The 17,070-nt window shown below is 60.0% G+C and carries 19 protein-coding genes; 12 read left to right on the top strand and 7 right to left on the bottom strand.

The window, feature by feature from the left end:
* Position 1 precedes the first annotated feature (1 nt).
* Positions 2-1,249, bottom strand: coding sequence for a diaminopimelate decarboxylase (gene lysA / locus PG5_RS22045; RefSeq protein ID WP_020799341.1), 1,248 nt, complete (start codon positions 1,247-1,249; stop codon positions 2-4).
* A 9-nt stretch (positions 1,250-1,258) separates the two neighbouring features.
* Complete coding sequence (locus PG5_RS33805; protein ID WP_020799340.1) at positions 1,259-1,432, bottom strand: lipoprotein; 174 nt, start codon at positions 1,430-1,432, stop codon at positions 1,259-1,261.
* A 295-nt stretch (positions 1,433-1,727) separates the two neighbouring features.
* On the opposite strand from PG5_RS33805, the gene cyaY reads away from it, so the two are divergent.
* The 3 genes from cyaY (at position 1,728) to rnk (ending at position 2,856) form a co-directional block, all read left to right on the top strand.
* Positions 1,728-2,060, top strand: a complete 333-nt coding sequence (gene cyaY, locus PG5_RS22035; protein WP_020799338.1) for an iron donor protein CyaY — start codon at positions 1,728-1,730, stop codon at positions 2,058-2,060.
* Between the two features lie 4 nt (positions 2,061-2,064).
* Positions 2,065-2,292, top strand: a complete 228-nt coding sequence (locus PG5_RS33800) for a DUF1289 domain-containing protein (RefSeq protein WP_081648183.1) — start codon at positions 2,065-2,067, stop codon at positions 2,290-2,292.
* Between the two features lie 153 nt (positions 2,293-2,445).
* Positions 2,446-2,856: a nucleoside diphosphate kinase regulator gene (rnk, locus tag PG5_RS22030; RefSeq protein WP_020799336.1), complete on the top strand. Its 411-nt coding sequence runs from the start codon at positions 2,446-2,448 to the stop codon at positions 2,854-2,856.
* Positions 2,857-2,863: 7 nt separating this feature from the next.
* Here rnk and PG5_RS22025 read toward each other — a convergent pair whose 3' ends face one another.
* From PG5_RS22025 to PG5_RS22015, 3 genes are all read right to left on the bottom strand, one after another.
* Positions 2,864-5,710 carry a class I adenylate cyclase gene (locus PG5_RS22025; protein ID WP_020799335.1) on the bottom strand — a complete coding sequence of 949 codons (2,847 nt, stop codon included), beginning with the start codon at positions 5,708-5,710 and terminating at the stop codon, positions 2,864-2,866.
* Between the two features lie 195 nt (positions 5,711-5,905).
* Positions 5,906-6,151, bottom strand: a complete 246-nt coding sequence (locus tag PG5_RS22020) for a TIGR02647 family protein (RefSeq protein ID WP_008066390.1) — start codon at positions 6,149-6,151, stop codon at positions 5,906-5,908.
* 85 nt (positions 6,152-6,236) lie between these two features.
* Entirely contained in the window at positions 6,237-6,521 is a 285-nt protein-coding gene (locus tag PG5_RS22015) for a hypothetical protein (RefSeq protein WP_020799334.1), read from the bottom strand.
* Positions 6,522-6,646: 125 nt separating this feature from the next.
* Between PG5_RS22015 and PG5_RS22010 the strand changes: the two genes are divergently transcribed.
* Positions 6,647-7,306 carry a glutathione S-transferase family protein gene (locus PG5_RS22010; RefSeq protein WP_033039370.1) on the top strand — a complete coding sequence of 220 codons (660 nt, stop codon included), beginning with the start codon at positions 6,647-6,649 and terminating at the stop codon, positions 7,304-7,306.
* Positions 7,307-7,414: 108 nt separating this feature from the next.
* On the opposite strand, the gene argH is transcribed toward PG5_RS22010, so the two are convergent.
* Positions 7,415-8,809 (bottom strand): argininosuccinate lyase, encoded by a 1,395-nt coding sequence (gene argH / locus PG5_RS22005; RefSeq protein WP_033039373.1) that lies wholly within the window; start codon positions 8,807-8,809, stop codon positions 7,415-7,417.
* A 452-nt stretch (positions 8,810-9,261) separates the two neighbouring features.
* On the opposite strand from argH, the gene PG5_RS22000 reads away from it, so the two are divergent.
* The 7 genes from PG5_RS22000 to PG5_RS21970 all read left to right on the top strand — a co-directional run bounded on the left by PG5_RS22000 (position 9,262) and on the right by PG5_RS21970 (position 15,669).
* A complete protein-coding gene (locus PG5_RS22000) occupies positions 9,262-10,008 on the top strand; it encodes a LytTR family DNA-binding domain-containing protein (protein WP_020799331.1) in 747 nt (248 codons plus the stop codon).
* 138 nt (positions 10,009-10,146) lie between these two features.
* Complete coding sequence (hemC, locus tag PG5_RS21995; RefSeq protein WP_020799330.1) at positions 10,147-11,088, top strand: hydroxymethylbilane synthase; 942 nt, start codon at positions 10,147-10,149, stop codon at positions 11,086-11,088.
* Positions 11,085-11,852 (top strand): uroporphyrinogen-III synthase, encoded by a 768-nt coding sequence (locus PG5_RS21990; protein WP_020799329.1) that lies wholly within the window; start codon positions 11,085-11,087, stop codon positions 11,850-11,852. The genes hemC and PG5_RS21990 overlap by 4 nt, the downstream gene beginning before the upstream one ends.
* A gap of 16 nt (positions 11,853-11,868) precedes the next feature.
* On the top strand, positions 11,869-13,017 hold the full coding sequence (locus PG5_RS21985; protein WP_020799328.1) for a uroporphyrinogen-III C-methyltransferase: 1,149 nt from the start codon (positions 11,869-11,871) through the stop codon (positions 13,015-13,017).
* A complete protein-coding gene (locus tag PG5_RS21980; protein ID WP_020799327.1) occupies positions 13,014-14,252 on the top strand; it encodes a heme biosynthesis protein HemY in 1,239 nt (412 codons plus the stop codon). Before PG5_RS21985 ends, PG5_RS21980 begins: the two co-directional genes overlap by 4 nt.
* 230 nt (positions 14,253-14,482) lie before the next feature.
* Entirely contained in the window at positions 14,483-15,034 is a 552-nt protein-coding gene (locus PG5_RS21975; RefSeq protein ID WP_020799326.1) for a disulfide bond formation protein B, read from the top strand.
* Between the two features lie 176 nt (positions 15,035-15,210).
* Positions 15,211-15,669, top strand: coding sequence for an Rsd/AlgQ family anti-sigma factor (locus PG5_RS21970; protein ID WP_033039380.1), 459 nt, complete (start codon positions 15,211-15,213; stop codon positions 15,667-15,669).
* A 61-nt stretch (positions 15,670-15,730) separates the two neighbouring features.
* Here the strand turns inward: PG5_RS21970 and PG5_RS21965 are convergent, their stop codons facing one another.
* The gene (locus PG5_RS21965) at positions 15,731-16,396 is read right to left on the bottom strand and encodes an FKBP-type peptidyl-prolyl cis-trans isomerase (protein ID WP_020799324.1); all 666 of its coding nucleotides are present in this window, start codon (positions 16,394-16,396) and stop codon (positions 15,731-15,733) included.
* A gap of 192 nt (positions 16,397-16,588) precedes the next feature.
* Between PG5_RS21965 and PG5_RS21960 the strand changes: the two genes are divergently transcribed.
* The coding region (locus tag PG5_RS21960; protein ID WP_042955644.1) for an AlgP family protein at positions 16,589-17,070 on the top strand (482 nt) is incomplete at its 3' end.

Here is a 17,070-nt window from a genome sequence, read left to right as displayed (position 1 = left end):
TTTACTCCGGCAGCAGGCTTTCGCCAGCGAACAACTCGGCTACCGTCTCACGGCGACGCACTTCAAATGCCTGATCACCGTCCACCAACACTTCGGCGGCGCGGCCGCGGGTGTTGTAGTTGGAACTCATGACAAACCCATAGGCGCCAGCCGAATGCACGGCCAGCAGGTCACCTTCTTCCAGGGCAAGCTCACGCTCCTTGGCCAGGAAATCGCCGGTCTCGCAGATCGGGCCGACGATGTCGTAGGGACGCGCAGCGGTATTGCGCGGGCGCACGGCGGTGACGTCCATCCAAGCCTGGTAAAGCGCCGGGCGGATCAGGTCGTTCATGGCTGCGTCGACAATGGCGAAATCCTTGTGCTCGGTGTGCTTGAGGTACTCGACCTGGGTCAGCAGCACGCCGGCATTGGCGACGATGAAGCGGCCCGGTTCGAAGACCAGCGGCAGGTCGCGACCGTCGAGACGTTCACGCACGGCCTTGATGTAGTCGCCAGCCAATGGCGGCTCTTCATCGCGATAACGCACACCCAGGCCACCACCGAGGTCGATGTGACGCAGGTAGATGCCGCAGTCACCGAGGCGGTCGACCAGGCCCAACAGGCGATCGAGGGCATCGATGAACGGTGGCAGGGTGGTCAGTTGCGAGCCGATATGGCAATCGACGCCTATCACTTCCAGGTTAGGCAGTTGGGCGGCCCGCACGTAGACGTCTTCGGCGTCGGCGATGGCGATGCCGAACTTGTTCTCTTTGAGACCGGTGGAAATGTACGGGTGGGTACCGGCATCGACGTCCGGGTTGACGCGCAGGGAGATCGGCGCACGAACACCGAGCTCGGCGGCCACCACTTGCAGGCGTTCCAGCTCGTCGGTGGATTCGACGTTGAAGCAATGCACGCCGACTTCCAGCGCACGACGCATGTCGTCGCGGGTCTTGCCGACGCCGGAGAACACGATCTTGTCGGCGCTGCCGCCAGCGGCCAGCACACGTTCCAGCTCGCCACGGGAAACGATGTCGAAACCGGCGCCAAGACGCGCCAGGACATTCAGCACACCCAGGTTGGAGTTGGCCTTGACCGCAAAGCAAACCAGGTGAGGCATACCGACCAGGGCATCGGCATAAGCCAGGTATTGGGCTTCGATGTGCGCACGCGAGTAAACGTAGGTCGGTGTACCAAAGCGTTCGGCAATAGCAGACAGTGCAACACCTTCCGCGAACAGTTCACCGTCACGGTAGTTAAAAGCGTCCATGATGTTCCCTTATTGGTAGACGTCGTGCTTGTGCGACTTGGAGGGCTGCTTTTGCGAGGACTTGGCTTGCTCTGCAGGGTCCTGATCTTCATCGGGAAGGTACAGCGGGCCTTTTTGACCGCAGGCCGACACAAGGCAGGCAACCGCGAGGAGCGCAGCAAGGGAAGAGATCAGGCGCTTCATGGCGAAATCCTTGAAAATGCATTAATTGCGCCGGAGTATACCGGCCACCCGGCAGCTTGCCTATGCGACGGGGCTCCCGTCCGGCGGGCCTTGCAAGATGCCAGTCGGTATCATGGAGTCCCTGTGGGAGCGAGCCTGCTCGCGAAAACGGTGGGTCCGGCAGCTATGATGTTGCATGTGCCGACCTCTTCGCGAGCAGGCTCGCTCCCACAATTAGTAATCCTTTGCATTCGGCAAGCAGCGTCCGTATCTTGCGGCGCTTGAGCCTGATCAGACATTTTTTGAGGTTGCCGCAATGAGTTTGTCCGAAGCCCGTTTCCACGATCTGGTCGATGCCACCCAGGAAAAACTGGAAGACATCTTTGACGAAAGCGACCTGGATATCGATCTGGAGAGTTCGGCCGGTGTACTGACCGTCAAATTTGAAAACGGAACCGCACTGATTTTCAGTCGCCAGGAGCCCCTGCGCCAGCTGTGGCTGGCAGCTGTGTCCGGCGGCTTCCACTTCGACTACGACGAAGAAAGCGAACGCTGGATGTGCGACAAGAGCGAAGAGCAGTTGGGCGAGATGCTTGAACGTATCGTCAAGCAGCAGGCTGACGTCGAGCTCGATTTCGAAGGCCTGTAATCTCGTGACCCAGTCCGCGCCTGCTCGCCCTCCCAAGCCGCTTTACAGCAACGTCAGCCCGGCGGTGCCTTCCCCGTGCAGCGGCGTGTGTCGGCTGGACGAGCAGAAGGTCTGTCTCGGGTGTTTCCGTCATGTGGAAGACATACGCGAATGGCGCTCGGCGGATGACGAACGCCGCCGGGTGATCTGCGCCCAGGCCTCGCAACGCAAAACCACCGACACTCCCCGGTAGGGACACACAGCCGTACGCCGGTGGCGGCTTGTATATTTTTTGAGCTGTGATAGTGTCCAGAAACGCCTCAACCCATCGAGGCTTGTGAAAACCCCGCCTTTTTCTGGCGGGGTTTTGCTTTTTTCGTGCAGAAGAAAGGAGTCTGCCCTGATCATGACCGCACCTTCCATCACCCTTACCCGTCTAGACGTTCAGCGTCTGGAGCGTCTGATCGACAGCCTGGATGAATCGCTGCCGGGCGTTATCGCGCTGCAAACCGAACTGGATCGCGCCGATACAGTGGTCGGCCACGATGAAGTGCCCGCCGATGTCGTGACCATGAATTCCCGCGTGCATTGCCGTGAAGAAGGCAGTGGCAAGGACTACCACCTGACGCTTGTGTATCCGAAGGATGCCAACGCCGATGAGGGCAAGATTTCCATTCTGGCGCCAGTCGGCAGCGCGTTGCTGGGCCTGAAAGTCGGCCAGCACATCGACTGGCCAGCACCGGGCGGCAAGACGTTGAAACTGACCCTGCTTGAAGTCGAATCGCAGCCAGCCAATGGCGGCTCCTTCCCCGAGTGACGCCCTTTCAGACCTGCCCGAGCGCCTCGTTCAATGCGCGCTCCAGGTCGGCCTTGTAGCGCAGATACAGATTGCTTGACCCCTGACCATCACCGAGCAGGCCTGACAGGTCCAGATCGGTGATGTAGCAGCGGTAGCGTTCGGTCTCGTGGCGCTGCTCGACGATTTCCCGGGCGACCACGCTGAACAGCTGGTCGCCATGTTCCAGCTCGCTAAACTCCCGCTGATTGCAATACAACGTGACCTGCAACTTGCCCGGAGCGGCTTTGCCGACGATCGCCTGTACGTCATAGAAGGGTTTGTTGACCGGGGTTTGCGGTGCCGACCGCGCATCCACCCGCCGCGCCCGGCCAGTACCCGAAGGCAGCAGTTGGTAATACCGGGTGTCCAGGTTCGCAGGCTGAGCCGTGTCCATTGGCAACGCGGCGTCGCGCCGGTACTGGATCGATTGCAGGAAACGCTGCAGCGGCGCCAGCAGGCTTTGCTCGTCATGCCACGGCAGGCGTTGCTGCCACAAGGCATTGAATTCATCGAGCACGTACAGGTCAGCCTGCGCTTCATTGACCCGGTAGAACACCTGGATGCAGCCGGGCCGACCCATCGGCAGCAGCAAGGACAGGTCGTGGTCGTCCAATGCCATCGGGTCCAGGTGCAGCGGGCTGTAGCTCGCCCGGTCTTCGCCGAGACAGTCCAGCAGTCCCGGCAGCGTGGCCTGCGTGATGTGATTGACCTGGCCGGGTATCAGCTCAAGTACGTGGTAATGCTGCTGGACCTGGATCAGATAGCGGTGATTGAGATTGCTCAGCAGCAGGTTCTGCGCGGTTTCGAGAATGTCTTCGACGCGCTGGGCAATGAATTGCGCACGGTTGTGACAGAAACAACGGACTCTCAACCTGGGTTGGCGTGGCCCACCAGGCAGAGCGTTGAGATAGTCGCGTAGGCAATCAAGCAGGGCGTGGGGACCGTCGTAGCGGCTGACCAGCACCTCGTTCCAGCTGTTGAGCGTGACCTGGTCCAGGGTCAGCACCAGGTTTTCCTTTACGCCTGCGTAGCTCAAGGAGTCGGTGCGCTCGGTGGTCATCAGGATGTTCAGTTCGCGGTGGTGCTTGAGTGGATCGATGCCAACGTTTACCAGAATAAGCACTTCGCTGGGCGCGCTGGCACGCAGCAGGGCTTTTTCGGCGACGGCCGGCAGTGGCAGGGGAATGCTTTGTTGCAGGCTGCCAAGCAGGTTGAACAGCTCGAATTCGCTGAGGTCGCTGCTGCCCGGGTGCAAGGCCAGGCGGGTGCTGCTGTCGATCACGCCGTTGCGGTGGCACCAGGCGAGTAGCTCGATTAAATGGCGACTGCGTTTGATCGGGGCGAAATGTTCCCACTCAAGGGCGGTGAGGCTGCCGTTGTACAAGCCCCACTGGCTTTGGTCCGGTTCTTTCCTGCTCGGCGCGTACACCAGCGTCAGGGTATCTTCGGCCAGGTCCGGGGCGATTCCGGGGTTGATGAACTCGACCTTGTTCGCCTTGCGTTCAAACGCTGCGTACAGTCGCCTGCCCAGTACGCTGAGGTCGCGCTTGTTGATCGGGCTGATGGTTTGTTCATGGCGGGCAAACTGGGTCAGGAAGCGATAGCTGAAATTCAGTTCGTTGACCAGGGCCCGGCGCTCCGAGATGACCTGGCGGACTTTCCACTGGCTGCGGCTATCCAGCAGGGCCAACTGGCGCTGATCCCATTGCCATTCGTGGGCCAGGCGCTCAAGTAATGAGCGTTGCCAGCCCTGGGTGCGCCCACCGGTGCCGGTGAGTTTGCGGTTGACCTTCAGGTACAGCGCCCGGCGCACCAACTCCAGCCGCTCCGGTTCGTTGCGGGCGATGAGGTACTGCGCGATGCGCCGATAGACCACGACGTACGGGTCCAGCTCATCGAGGTCGAGCCGATTGGCGAACACCTCCTGTTTGAAACGCAGGCTCAGGCATTGGACTCTGGGGTGTTCGCTGGCGTACACCTCGATCAGCAGGAGTTTGAGCACCGACTTGTACGGCGACTCGATGCCCTTGAACAGCTGCCAGAGCCCGGCACCAATGAACTCGCCGGGCGGAATGCGGGCCAGATGGCCCAGGTCCAGGGTTTCATCGGCGCGAATGAAGCGCTTGGACGTCAGGGTATGGGTGTACTGGGCATAGTTGGCTTCCTCATACACCGGCACCAGCCACCAGATCGGCGTGCGCCCCGCCAGCCAGATCGCAGTGCGATAGAACTCGTCCAGCAGCAGATAATGCTGGGTGGTACCGCAGTCTTCCGAACTCAACTGGCCGTCGCGCTCGCCTTTTACGAAACGGACCGGATCGATCAGGAAAAAGTGCGCTTCGGCGCCCTGGGTCGCAGCCCAGGCTTCGAGCAGATGGCATTTGCGGCGCAACTCGGTCAGTTCGTTTTCGCTCAGGTCCGGACTGTGGCAGACCCACACATCCATATCGCTCTGTTCGGCCTGGGCCAGGGTGCCGAGGCTACCCATCAGGAACAGGCCGTGAATCGGCCGTGGTGGATTGCTGCCGTGGCGCGGCTTATAGGAAAAGGAGCGGGTCAGGCGCTGGGCTTCGGCGAGGACGTTGGCATCCGGCTCGAAATTCGACAGCCCGGCCGGCGTGCCGCCCGAAACGTAACCCGGCAGCAATGGGTGATTGACATGGAAGAACAGCGGAAGGAGGTTCAATACCCCTTGCTGGCGCGTCGACAACCCTTCCATGGCACGGGCCATGCGCCCCTCGTTGAGCTTGAGGAAGCGTGCGCGCAGTTGGCTGAGCACCTTGCGGTCAATTCCCTGGTCCAGATCGGGGCGGATTTCATGGGTGCGGGTCATGTCAGCTCAAACCGGCTCGCAGGGCTCGGACGTGGAGGCTCTCGGGATGAGGGGCAGTTTAGCGCCTGGGCCCCGGGACTTTTAAGCTGATTTTTTATTTCTGGCGTCAGATTTGTATCGTGTTACGAAAGCGGGCTACAAAGTGCGCCCGCGGAAATCCTTGAGCAGGAGTTTCCGTGGGCGGTGCAGGGGAATTCAGGCTGTTTCTTCGGCTCTCAGAATGGTGAGCACGGTTTGCACGTTTTGCGCGGCATCACGACCCAGGCTGGTCAGGTAACCGCCATCAGGCTGGTCGATCAGTTCTTTTTCATGCAGGCGTTTGGCAGCGGCAATGTGTTTCGGGGCAGCGGTTTGATGAATTTTCAAACCTTCCTGGGAACTGTCCAGGTTGAAGAGTGCGAGGACTTCCAGTTCGGCAACCAACTCAGGGGTAAGCGACATAAGGACTCCAGACTTTCTAGGAATTTGGCGACAGCGTCCCTAAGGTGATCCCACTTGTGCGGCATGTCCAGTGTTCGTGACAGGGTTATTTCTTTTCCGGCGGCAACTCGGGCAGAGCCCGCAGCGCGGCTTCGTACCATTCGGTATTGAACGCGCGGTCTTCGTCGAGCATCGTGTCGATTTCTATGGCCAAAACGTGAGCCATCAGATTGAGGATGTCTTCGCGCTCGTAGCCCACCAGCGTCAGCTTGTTGAAGGTCGCTTTGGCAGCCGGCGGATTGTCGCTTTCGATCTGGTTCTCGATGGCTTCGGTCAGCGTGGTTTCGGCGAATTCTTCTTCGTCGTTATCGATATCGGTTGGCTCGGTCATGGCAGGCTCCTCTGGGAAAGTTCATCAGTTTAACTGCATTCAGCCGCGTGATGCTGCTGGAAAGAAAGCCCGGAGCATTCTATAAACAGGCACTGCCCACCCCCGCACAGCCTGGAGGCTATGTGATGCTCAAGCTTTATGGTTTTTCCGTCAGCAACTACTACAACATGGTCAAGCTGGCGCTGCTGGAGAAAGGATTGCCGTTCGAAGAAGTGCCGTTTTACGCGGGCACCAGCCCTGAGGCGTTGGCCATCAGCCCGCGCGGAAAAGTTCCGGTACTGCAGGCAGAGCAGGGATTCATCAATGAAACCAGTGTGATTCTCGAATACATCGAGCAAAGCCAGGGTGGCAAGTCATTGCTGCCAAGCGACCCCTTTGAGCGGGCGCAGGTGCTGGCGCTGGCCAAGGAGATCGAGCTGTATATCGAGCTACCGGCGCGTGCCTCTTATCCCGAAGCGTTTTTTGGCATGACGCTACCGGATGCGATCAAGGAAAAAACCAAGGCCGAACTATTGCAGGGTATTGCGGCGCTAGGCCGGCACGGAAAATTCAGCCCCTACGTGGCAGGCGAAAACCTGAGCGTGGCGGATCTTTATTTCCTGTACAGCGTGCCGCTGGCGTGCGGAGTAGCGAAGAAGCTGTTCGATATTGATCTGTTGGCTGAGCTGCCGGCAGCCAAGGCGCTGCTGGAGCGTCTGGGCGATAACCCGAATGTTCAGCGAATTGCGGCGGACAAGGAGGCGGCGATGCCAGCGTTCATGGCGATGATCGCGTCCAAGAAGTAGATTGTAGTGTTCTGAACTCAGTCATCGCGAGCAGGCTCGCTCCCACAGAATTTGATGTGTGAACACCATTCAATGTGGGAGCGAGCCTGCTCGCGAAGCTTTTAGCTTTTAGCGGCTGGCGAGCAGTGCCTGACCGCGTGCTACGGCGGCCTTGACCTGTGCTGGCGCTGTCCCGCCGATATGGTTACGGGCGTTGACCGAACCTTCCAGGGTCAGCACGGCAAACACGTCCTGATCGATCTGGTCGCTGAACTTGCGCAGTTCTTCCAGGCTCATTTCCGCCAGGTCCTTGCCGTTTTCCACGCCGTATTTCACGGCATGGCCAACGATTTCATGGCAGTCGCGGAAAGGCAGGCCGCGGCGTACCAGGTAGTCGGCCAAGTCGGTGGCAGTGGAGAAGCCGCGCAGGGCTGCTTCGCGCATCATCGCGTGCTTTGGCTTGATCGCCGGGATCATGTCGGCAAAGGCACGCAACGAGTCGCGCAGGGTGTCAGCGGCGTCGAACAGCGGTTCCTTGTCTTCCTGGTTATCCTTGTTGTAGGCCAGGGGCTGGCCTTTCATCAAGGTCAGCAGGCCCATCAGCGCGCCGAATACACGACCGCTCTTGCCACGTACCAGCTCCGGCACGTCAGGGTTTTTCTTTTGCGGCATGATCGAGCTGCCGGTGCAGAAACGGTCCGGCAGATCGATGAACTGGAACTGCGCGCTGGTCCATAGCACCAGCTCTTCGGAGAAGCGCGACAAGTGCATCATCGCGATGCTGGCCGCTGAGCAGAACTCGATGGCGAAGTCGCGATCGGACACGTTGTCCAGCGAGTTGCCGCCCACGGCGTCGAAGCCCAGAAGTTGGGCGGTGTATTCGCGGTCGATCGGGTAGGTAGTGCCGGCCAGCGCGGCGCTGCCCAGTGGCATGCGGTTGGTGCGCTTGCGGCAGTCGACCAGGCGCTCGTAGTCGCGGCTGAGCATTTCGAACCAGGCCAGCATGTGGTGCCCGAAGGTCACCGGCTGAGCCGTCTGCAGGTGAGTGAAGCCAGGCATGATGCTACCCGCTTCGCGCTCGGCCTGCTCCAGCAGGCCTTTTTGCAGGCGGGTGATTTCGCCGAGGATCAGGTCGATTTCGTCACGCAGCCACAGTCGAATGTCGGTGGCGACCTGGTCGTTACGGCTGCGGCCGGTGTGCAGTTTTTTACCGGTCACGCCAATGCGGTCGGTCAGGCGTGCCTCGATGTTCATGTGCACGTCTTCGAGGTCGACGCGCCAATCGAACTGGCCGGCCTCGATTTCACCCTGGATGGTCTTCAGGCCATCGATGATGCTGTCGCGCTCGGCATCGGTCAACACACCGACCTTGGCCAGCATGGTGGCATGGGCGATCGAGCCCATGATGTCGTGGCGATACAGGCGCTGGTCGAAGGTGACGGAGGCGGTGAAGCGGGCGACGAAGGCGTCGACGGGTTCACTGAAGCGGCCGCCCCAGGACTGATTGGTCTTGTCAGTGCTCATGAATTCGCTCGTATCGGCTGTAGAAAGATGGCGTTGAAAGCTGCCGCGGATAATAACAGGGTTGCCAATCCTGTCGCTGGCACTGGTCGACTGGTTTTCATTGCCCAGGGTGTCAGAGCCTGTGTGCGAACAATTTGCACAACGATATTTTTCAATTGAGCAATAACGTTCCGGCAACCGTCTACAGTTGGACAGTAGGATGAGCGCACTTCTCGGTGCGCAAGAGGACTATAAGAAGAGGGGGTGTTCATATTGCGTATCAGCAAACCCTGTGGCGATGTGTCGCCAAAGCGGGCCTGGGCCGCTAATCGCCCGGCAGATAAAAATTTAGCTGCCCGACCAGCGGCACTTTTTGACGCTCGCGCTAGTCTTAGCGTGGATCGCGGTGACGGACGTCACTTCACCTGTCTACGCTATCCTTGTGCGAGACTCACGCAGGAATCCAGCGCAATATGAATGTCCTGATCGTTGATGACGACCCCCTTGCCCGCGAGCGCCTGAGCCGAATGGTTGGCGAGCTCGAGGGATACAGTGTCCTGGAGCCCAGCGCTACGAACGGCGATGAAGCGTTGGCACTGATCGACAGCCACAAGCCGGATATCGTGCTTCTTGATATCCGCATGCCAGGCCTCGATGGCCTGCAAGTGGCCGCGCGATTGTGCGAACGTGAAACCCCGCCCGCCGTGGTGTTTTGCACGGGGCCCGATGAATTTGCCGTGGAAGCCTTACAGGCCAGCGCCGTAGGCTATCTGGTGAAACCTGTGCGAACTGAACAATTACATGACTCGTTGAAAAAAGCCGAACGGCCCAATCGTGGCCAACTCGCCGCCCTGACTCGCCCTGCCGCCGAAAGTGGCAACGGCCCGCGCAGCCATATCAGTGCTCGTACCCGCAAGGGGATCGAACTGATCCCGCTGGACCAGGTGGTCTATTTTATTGCCGACCACAAGTACGTGACCTTGCGTCACGAAAGCGGTGAGGTGCTGTTGGATGAGCCGCTCAAAGCCCTTGAAGATGAGTTCGGTGACCGTTTCGTGCGTATTCACCGCAACGCACTGGTCGCTCGCGAGCGCATCGAACGGTTGCAACGAACACCGCTGGGGCATTTCCAGCTGTTTCTAAAGGGCCTGAACGGCGATGCATTGATCGTCAGCCGACGCCACGTGGCCGGCGTGCGGAAAATGATGCAACAGCTTTGATTCGCTGGTTGCTGGCGGACTTCACACCCGATTGCCGGATATCCGGGGCCAGGGAGGCCGAGTAGTTTCTGATACAAGTCAAAGTGGATTTGGCTGAGCTGTTATTATCCGCCGTATCTATTCAGTACGGATTGATCCATGTCCTCTCGCCAGATCCGCATCGCCACCCGCAAAAGCGCTCTTGCCCTGTGGCAGGCCGAATATGTCAAAGCCCGTCTGGAACAGGCCCATCCGGGTCTGCTCGTGACCTTGGTACCCATGGTCAGTCGCGGCGACAAGCTGCTTGACTCACCCCTGTCGAAAATCGGCGGCAAGGGCCTGTTCGTCAAGGAACTGGAAACCGCGCTGTTGGAAAACGAAGCCGACATCGCCGTGCATTCCATGAAAGACGTGCCGATGGACTTCCCCGAAGGTCTCGGCCTGTTCTGTATTTGCGAGCGCGAAGACCCTCGCGATGCATTCGTGTCCAACACTTACGCCAGCCTCGATGCATTGCCTGCGGGCAGCATCGTTGGCACGTCGAGCCTGCGCCGCCAGGCCCAGTTGCTGAGCCGTCGTCCGGATTTGGAGATCCGCTTCCTGCGCGGCAACGTCAACACGCGCCTGGCCAAGCTCGACGCTGGCGAATACGACGCCATCATCCTTGCGTCCGCCGGCTTGATCCGGTTGGGCTTTGAAGATCGCATCACCTCGGCCATCAGTGTCGACGACAGCCTGCCGGCCGGTGGTCAGGGCGCAGTGGGCATCGAATGTCGCACCGCCGACAGCGAAATCCACGCACTGCTCGCACCGCTGCATCACCAGGACACCGCGACTCGCGTGAGCGCCGAACGTGCCCTCAATAAACACCTCAATGGCGGCTGCCAGGTGCCGATCGCCTGCTACGCCGTGCTTGAGGGTGAACAGGTCTGGTTGCGTGGCCTGGTGGGAGATCCGAGTGGCGGCCTGCTGCTCAGTGCCCAGGCCCGAGCGCCGCGTGGTGACGCCGAGGCGTTGGGGGTGCAAGTGGCCGAAGACCTTTTGAGCCAGGGCGCCGCCGAAATTCTGAAAGCGGTCTATGGCGAGGCAGGCCACGAGTGACGGGCTGGCGCCTGCTGCTGACGCGTCCGGCGGATGAGTCGGCGGCGTTGGCCAGTCTTTTGGCCGACCAGGGGATTTTCAGCAGTAGCTTGCCGCTTTTAGACATAGTGCCGATCCCTGTCTCTGACACAATCTGCGAAGTGATCCGCGAGCTCGATCGCTACAGTGCGGTGATTGTGGTCAGCAAGCCCGCTGCGCGAATCGGCGTCGAACTGCTCGAGCAATTTTGCTCTCAAGCACCGCGTGTGAAGTGGTTTAGCGTCGGCTGCGCGACGGCACGGATTCTTCAGGATCACGGCATGGACGTGAGCTTTCCGGAGGAGGGCGACGACAGCGAAGCCTTGCTCGAGCTTGCGAGTTTGCGCGAGGCTCTCGCCGGGCCTGATCCGCGTGTGCTGATTTTGCGCGGGGAGGGCGGGCGTGAACTGCTGGCTGAGCGTTTGCGCGAGGCAGGTGCTAGTGTCGAGTATCTGGAGTTGTACCGCCGCGAGCTGCCGCAATACCCCTCGGCAGCCTTGGAGCAGCGGATCGAAACGGAACGCCTGAATGCACTGGTGGTCAGCAGTGGACAAGGTTTTGAGCACCTGCATCAATTGGCTGGCGATGCCTGGCCGCAGTTGTCGCGGTTGCCGTTGTTTGTACCAAGCCCCAGGGTCGCCGAGCTGGCACGTGCCGCCGGAGCCCAAACAGTTGTGGATTGTCGTGGCGCCAGCGCCACGGCATTGCTGACGGCGTTGCGGGAGTATCCCGAACCCGTTCTCTAATGCAAAGGATGGATACGTGAGCGAAACAGCCTTGCCAAAAGATGACGTCCGGCCAGTGCTTGAAGCGCCGGTTGATGAAATGCAGCCGCCACCTGCTGCGGTGCAGCGCCGCGGCAATGGGCTGGCCATCGTCGCGCTGCTGCTGGGCGCCGCCGGTGTCGCGGTGGGTGGTTGGGGGGTCTGGCAGGTGCGTCACCTGCAAGCGATCAACCAACAGCAGTTGGGTCAGGTGCAGGCGTTGAGTGACGAGGCGCAGAGCCTGAAACTCAATGATCAACGCCTAAGCGCGCGTCTGGAGCAACTGCCCGGCGCCGATGTGCTGGAAGAGCGCAGTCGGCTGGTGATTCAGCTTCAGGGTGATCAGCAGCGACTCAATCAACGCCTGGAAACCGTCCTCGGCGCCAGCCGCAAGGATTGGCGACTGGCAGAGGCCGAGCACTTGCTGCGTCTGGCCAGCCTGCGTCTTTCGGCCCTGCAGGACATCAGCAGCGCCCAAGCCCTGGTGCAAGGCGCCGATGAAATTCTCCGTGAACAGAATGACCCTGGCTCCTTTGCCGCTCGCGAGCAAGTGGCCAAGACCCTGGTGGCCCTGCGCAGCACCGAACAGCCGGATCGCACCGGTTTGTTCCTGCGACTGGGGGCGTTGCGCGACCAGGTGATCAACCTGACCGAGCTCGCGCCCGAGTACAAGGATCGCGGCGAATCCTTGCTGGGACTGACCGCCGATGGCGACGGCGCCAGCCGCTGGGCGCAATGGTGGGATCAGATCTCGCGCTACATCCGTATCGATTTCAACGCCGACAAGAATGTTCGTCCTTTGCTGGCCGGGCAGAGCCTGAGTCAGGTTCGCCTCGCCCTGAGCCTGGCGCTGGAGCAGGCGCAATGGGCTGCGCTCAACGGTCAGGCAGCGGTGTATTCGCAAGCCTTGGCAGAGGCGCGGGATGTGCTCAAGGGCAACTTCAACCCGGACAATCCCCAGAGCAAAGTGATGCTCGAACAGGTAGCGGAACTGAGCAAGCAGCCGGTCTCCGTGGTCACCCCGGACCTGACTGGCACCCTGAGTGCGGTCCAGGGCTATCTGGAGCGGCGTAACGTCAACGCCGAGGACTCGATCAAGCCGCTGGCCAAACCTGCCGCGAATACCGCGCAGGAGGCCACCCCATGAAACGCCTCTATGTGATCGTGTTCCTGGCCATTGCGGCTGCGGCTGCGCTGGGCTTGGCCATCGCCGAGCATTCAGGCTACGTCCTGATCGCCTACAAGAGCTTTCGCTACGAATCGAGCCTGTGGGCAACCCTGGCCTTGATCGCCGTTCTCTGGCTGGTCTTCTGGGGCATCAAGGCGTTGATCGAACTGGTGACGACCTCCGGTGGCGTGGTCAACCCGTGGTCACGGCGCAATCGCAGTCGCCGGATCCAGGTGGCGATAGAGCATGGGCAACTGGACCTGGCCGAAGGTCGCTGGGCCAGCGCGCAGCGTCATTTGCATCGGGCCGCAGAAGCCGAGCGCCAGCCGCTGCTTTACTACCTCGGGGCTGCACGGGCCGCGAACGAACAAGGTCGATACGAAGAAAGTGACAACCTGCTGGAGCGTGCTCTGGAGCGTCAGCCCCAGGCCGAGTTGGCGATTGCCTTGAATCACGCGCAGTTGCAGACCGATCGTGGTGATACCGAGGGCGCCCTGGTGACCCTGCAGGCCATGCACGAGCGTCATCCGCATAACGCACAGACGCTGCGTCAGTTGCAGCGCCTGCATCAGCAGCGAGGTGATTGGTCGGCAGTGATTCGCTTGCTGCCTGAGCTGCGCAAGGACAAAGTCCTGCCAGCGGCTGAACTGGCCGAACTGGAGCGTCGAGCCTGGGGTGAGAACCTGTCCCTGGCGGCGCATAAGGACGTGGAAGGGGCGCTCGGTTTACAGGCGCTCGATCGCGCGTGGCAACAGCTGACCTCGGCTCAGCGCCAAGAGCCGCAATTGGTGCTCGCCTATGCCGAGCAGCTGCGGCAACTGGGGGCCCAGGTGCAGGCCGAAGAAGTCTTGCGCACGGCGCTGAAGCGTAACTATGACAGTCATCTGGCGCGCCTTTATGGATTGGTACGCGGCAGTGACCCGGCTCGCCAGCTGCAACTCGCCGAGGGCTGGCTCAAGGATCATCCGACAGATCCTGGCCTGTTGCTGACGCTGGGTCGCCTGTGTCTGCAAAGCAGCCTGTGGGGCAAGGCCCGGGATTATCTGGAAAGCAGTCTGCGGGTACAGCGCAATCCGGAAGCATGCGCCGAACTGGCCCGCCTGCTGGCACAGATGGGAGACACCGAACGCAGCAACCAGCTATTCCAGGAAGGCCTGGGCTTGCTCGATGAGCGCTTGCTGGCGGCACCGTTGCCGGTGTTGGCTCGCGTTTGACCACTGAGTGAAGGATCGCTCGAATGGGCGATCCGCTGCTCCAGAGTCTGTCGGAATTCTCCCTTCACAATCCCGCTTCAGCAAAGTCCTACAGACCATTGCATCTTATCCTCCGATGCCTGTCGGGATTTCCTAACGTATTTGCTGAAGTGTCTGCATCTGCCCGCCTTGTAAGGGTTGCGCAGTTTCCACTACCGTAGCTGTCGGACTCTTATTGTTACGGAAACGCCATGTCGTTGGCCTGCCCCCGCTCCCTGTTTTTCACTGTGTTCATCGCAGGCGCCCTGGCCTTGGGCGTTTCCTATTACCTGGAATATGCAGTCGGCCTCCAGCCATGTGGCTTGTGTCTGTTGCAGCGGGCTTGCCTGGCGCTGTTGACCGGTTTGAGCCTGATAGCTTCGGTGCACGGTCCCGGTCGCCTGGGGGCCTTTGTGTATTGGCTGCTCGGGCTGTTCTGCGGCCTGTTGGGCACATTCACGGCCTGGCGCCAGGTGTTGCTGCAAAGCGACCCAGTGCATCAACTTTCCGCCTGCTCGCCCGACCTTGCCGAGGTATTTACCAGCGCCCCGTGGTTACGGGTTGCGCAGCAGTTGTTCCAGAGTGCCGTCGACTGCCCGCGGATAGCCTGGACGTTGTTCGATTTGAGCATTCCGGAATGGAGCCTGCTGTTCTTCGTAGCGGTGATGATTCCGGGAATTTATCAGCTGATTGGCCTGGCCTTGAGCGCCAGCAGACGACCGCTCGGCGGCGAGTCGTCGCATCGGGTGCTTGCCAAAGATTAAACACTTGTATGAACTTTATCGTCTGAGTACCTTGAAGCCACCGTCGTGCGGGCATAATCTGGCCCGCACGTGTCATTGGATTTATGTTGCTCGATGACGCTCTGCCTGGTCGATCTTGATTCTCAAGTGTGTGACAGGTGTAGAGCAGCATGACCCACAAGGGAAGAGAGACCGCCATGCTCGAAAGTTGTCAGAATGCTCAGGAACGTTGGGGTGGAGTTCATCTGCTGATTGACCGCTGGTTGCTAGAGCGTAAAGAGCTGATCGATGCGTACGACAAGCTCGGAGCAAAACCTGAGGCACTGTCCGAGAACCGCAAGCCCTTGCAAGAGTTCTGCGGCGTCCTGGTCGATTACGTATCCGCCGGCCACTTCGAGATCTACGAACAATTGACGGGGGAGGCCAAGGCCTTCAACGACAAGCGTGGCCTGGAACTCGCCGAGACCATCTACCCACGCATCGACGTCATCACCGAGAAACTCCTCGCGTTCAACGACCTGTGCGATGCCGGGAAGTGTGTTGCTGATGAGTTCAAGACGCTGGGTGGCTTGCTGCATGAGCGCTTCGAACTGGAAGACTGCCTGATCGAAGTGCTGCATACCGCTCACAAGGAAGAAGATTCGGTTCAGGCCTGATCGTTCTCCCCGCAAAACATGAAAACGGTGCGCCATGGCGCACCGTTTTTCGTTTGTGCTTTCAGCTGGAGGCGTCGCGCAATTCGACTTCGAATACCAGGGGAGTGAAGGGGGCGATCAGGTCGCCGGCACCGTCGGCGCCATAAGCCTGCGATGATGGAATCACCAGGCGCCATTTGGCACCGACCGGCATGTTTTGCAGCGCGCTGCGCCAGCCGCTGATCACGCTATCGAGACTGAACCATTGCGGTTGATTGTTTTGGTCGAACACTGTGCCGTCAGGAAGTCTCCCGATGTAAAGCACCTGGACCTTTACGTTTGGTCCGGCCTTGGTGCCGTTACCCGGTGCCAACTCGGTCAGCAGGATTCCATCCGCCAATTCGCGAACGCCAGGTTTGGCTTTTTCCCTGGCGAGAAAGTTTTGCTCGTTTTCCAGCGCCAACGTGTTTTGCGGCGCAGGCGTCTGCATGCTCACCCGCGTTTCGTGCTCGCTCAGAATCTGTTCGATCTGCTCGTCCTTCAACGCCAGTGGCTTGCCTTGATAGGCCTGCTGCAATCCTTCGACCAATGCCTGAATCTGCAAGTCAGGAACCTCTTGGCGCAAGCGCTCGCCGAGACTTGCGCCCAGGCTGTAAGCGAGATCGTGAGCGTCTTTTTCCGGGTTTTTTTCGGCGGCTTGGGCCACGGAAAAAATCACGCAAAACGATAAAAACAGGTAGCGCGACATCGACACTCTCCAGCCTGGGATGCGGCCGATTATGCCAGTGCGAATGCATTCAAAGGTGAACTGCTTTTGCGCCAGCGCAGAACATTTTCAGTTCGTTGCAACGCAGCGCTTTGGATACTGTCAAGATGCCCTAGCGGCGGTAGCAGCAGAGGTCTAGTATGAGCCGCACTCACCCCAGCCAGGAGGTAAACCATGTCGGCCACCAAGAAGCCTGTAAGTACTCCGTTGCACCTGCTCCAACAACTCTCGGGCAGCCTGCTCGAGCATCTGGAAAACGCTTGTTCCGAAGCTTTGGCTGATGCTGAGAAATTGCTCGCCAAACTGGAAAAGCAGCGCGGAAAAGCGCAAGAGAAACTGCACAAATCCCGCACCAAATTGCAGGACGCAGCGGCGGCCGGAAAGGCCAAGGCACAAGCCAAGGCCAAGGGCGCGGTGAAAGAGCTCGAGGACCTGCTTGATGCACTCAAGGATCGTCAATCGGAAACTCGCGGCTACATCCTGCAACTCAAGCGCGACGCCCAGGAAAGCCTGAAACTGGCCCAGGGTGTTGGTCGCGTTCAAGAGGCTGTCGGCAAGGCGTTGTCCCTGCGTTCGGCCAAGCCAGCTGCGGCTCCTGCGAAGAAAGCTGCTGCCAAACCGGTTGCCGCAAAAGCACCGGCCAAGCCTGCCGCCAA

Origin of the sequence: Pseudomonas sp. G5(2012), from assembly GCF_000408945.1 — a bacterium.
Classification (GTDB): Bacteria; Pseudomonadota; Gammaproteobacteria; order Pseudomonadales; family Pseudomonadaceae; genus Aquipseudomonas; species Aquipseudomonas umsongensis.
This window is presented reverse-complemented; position numbering and strand designations above follow the sequence as displayed.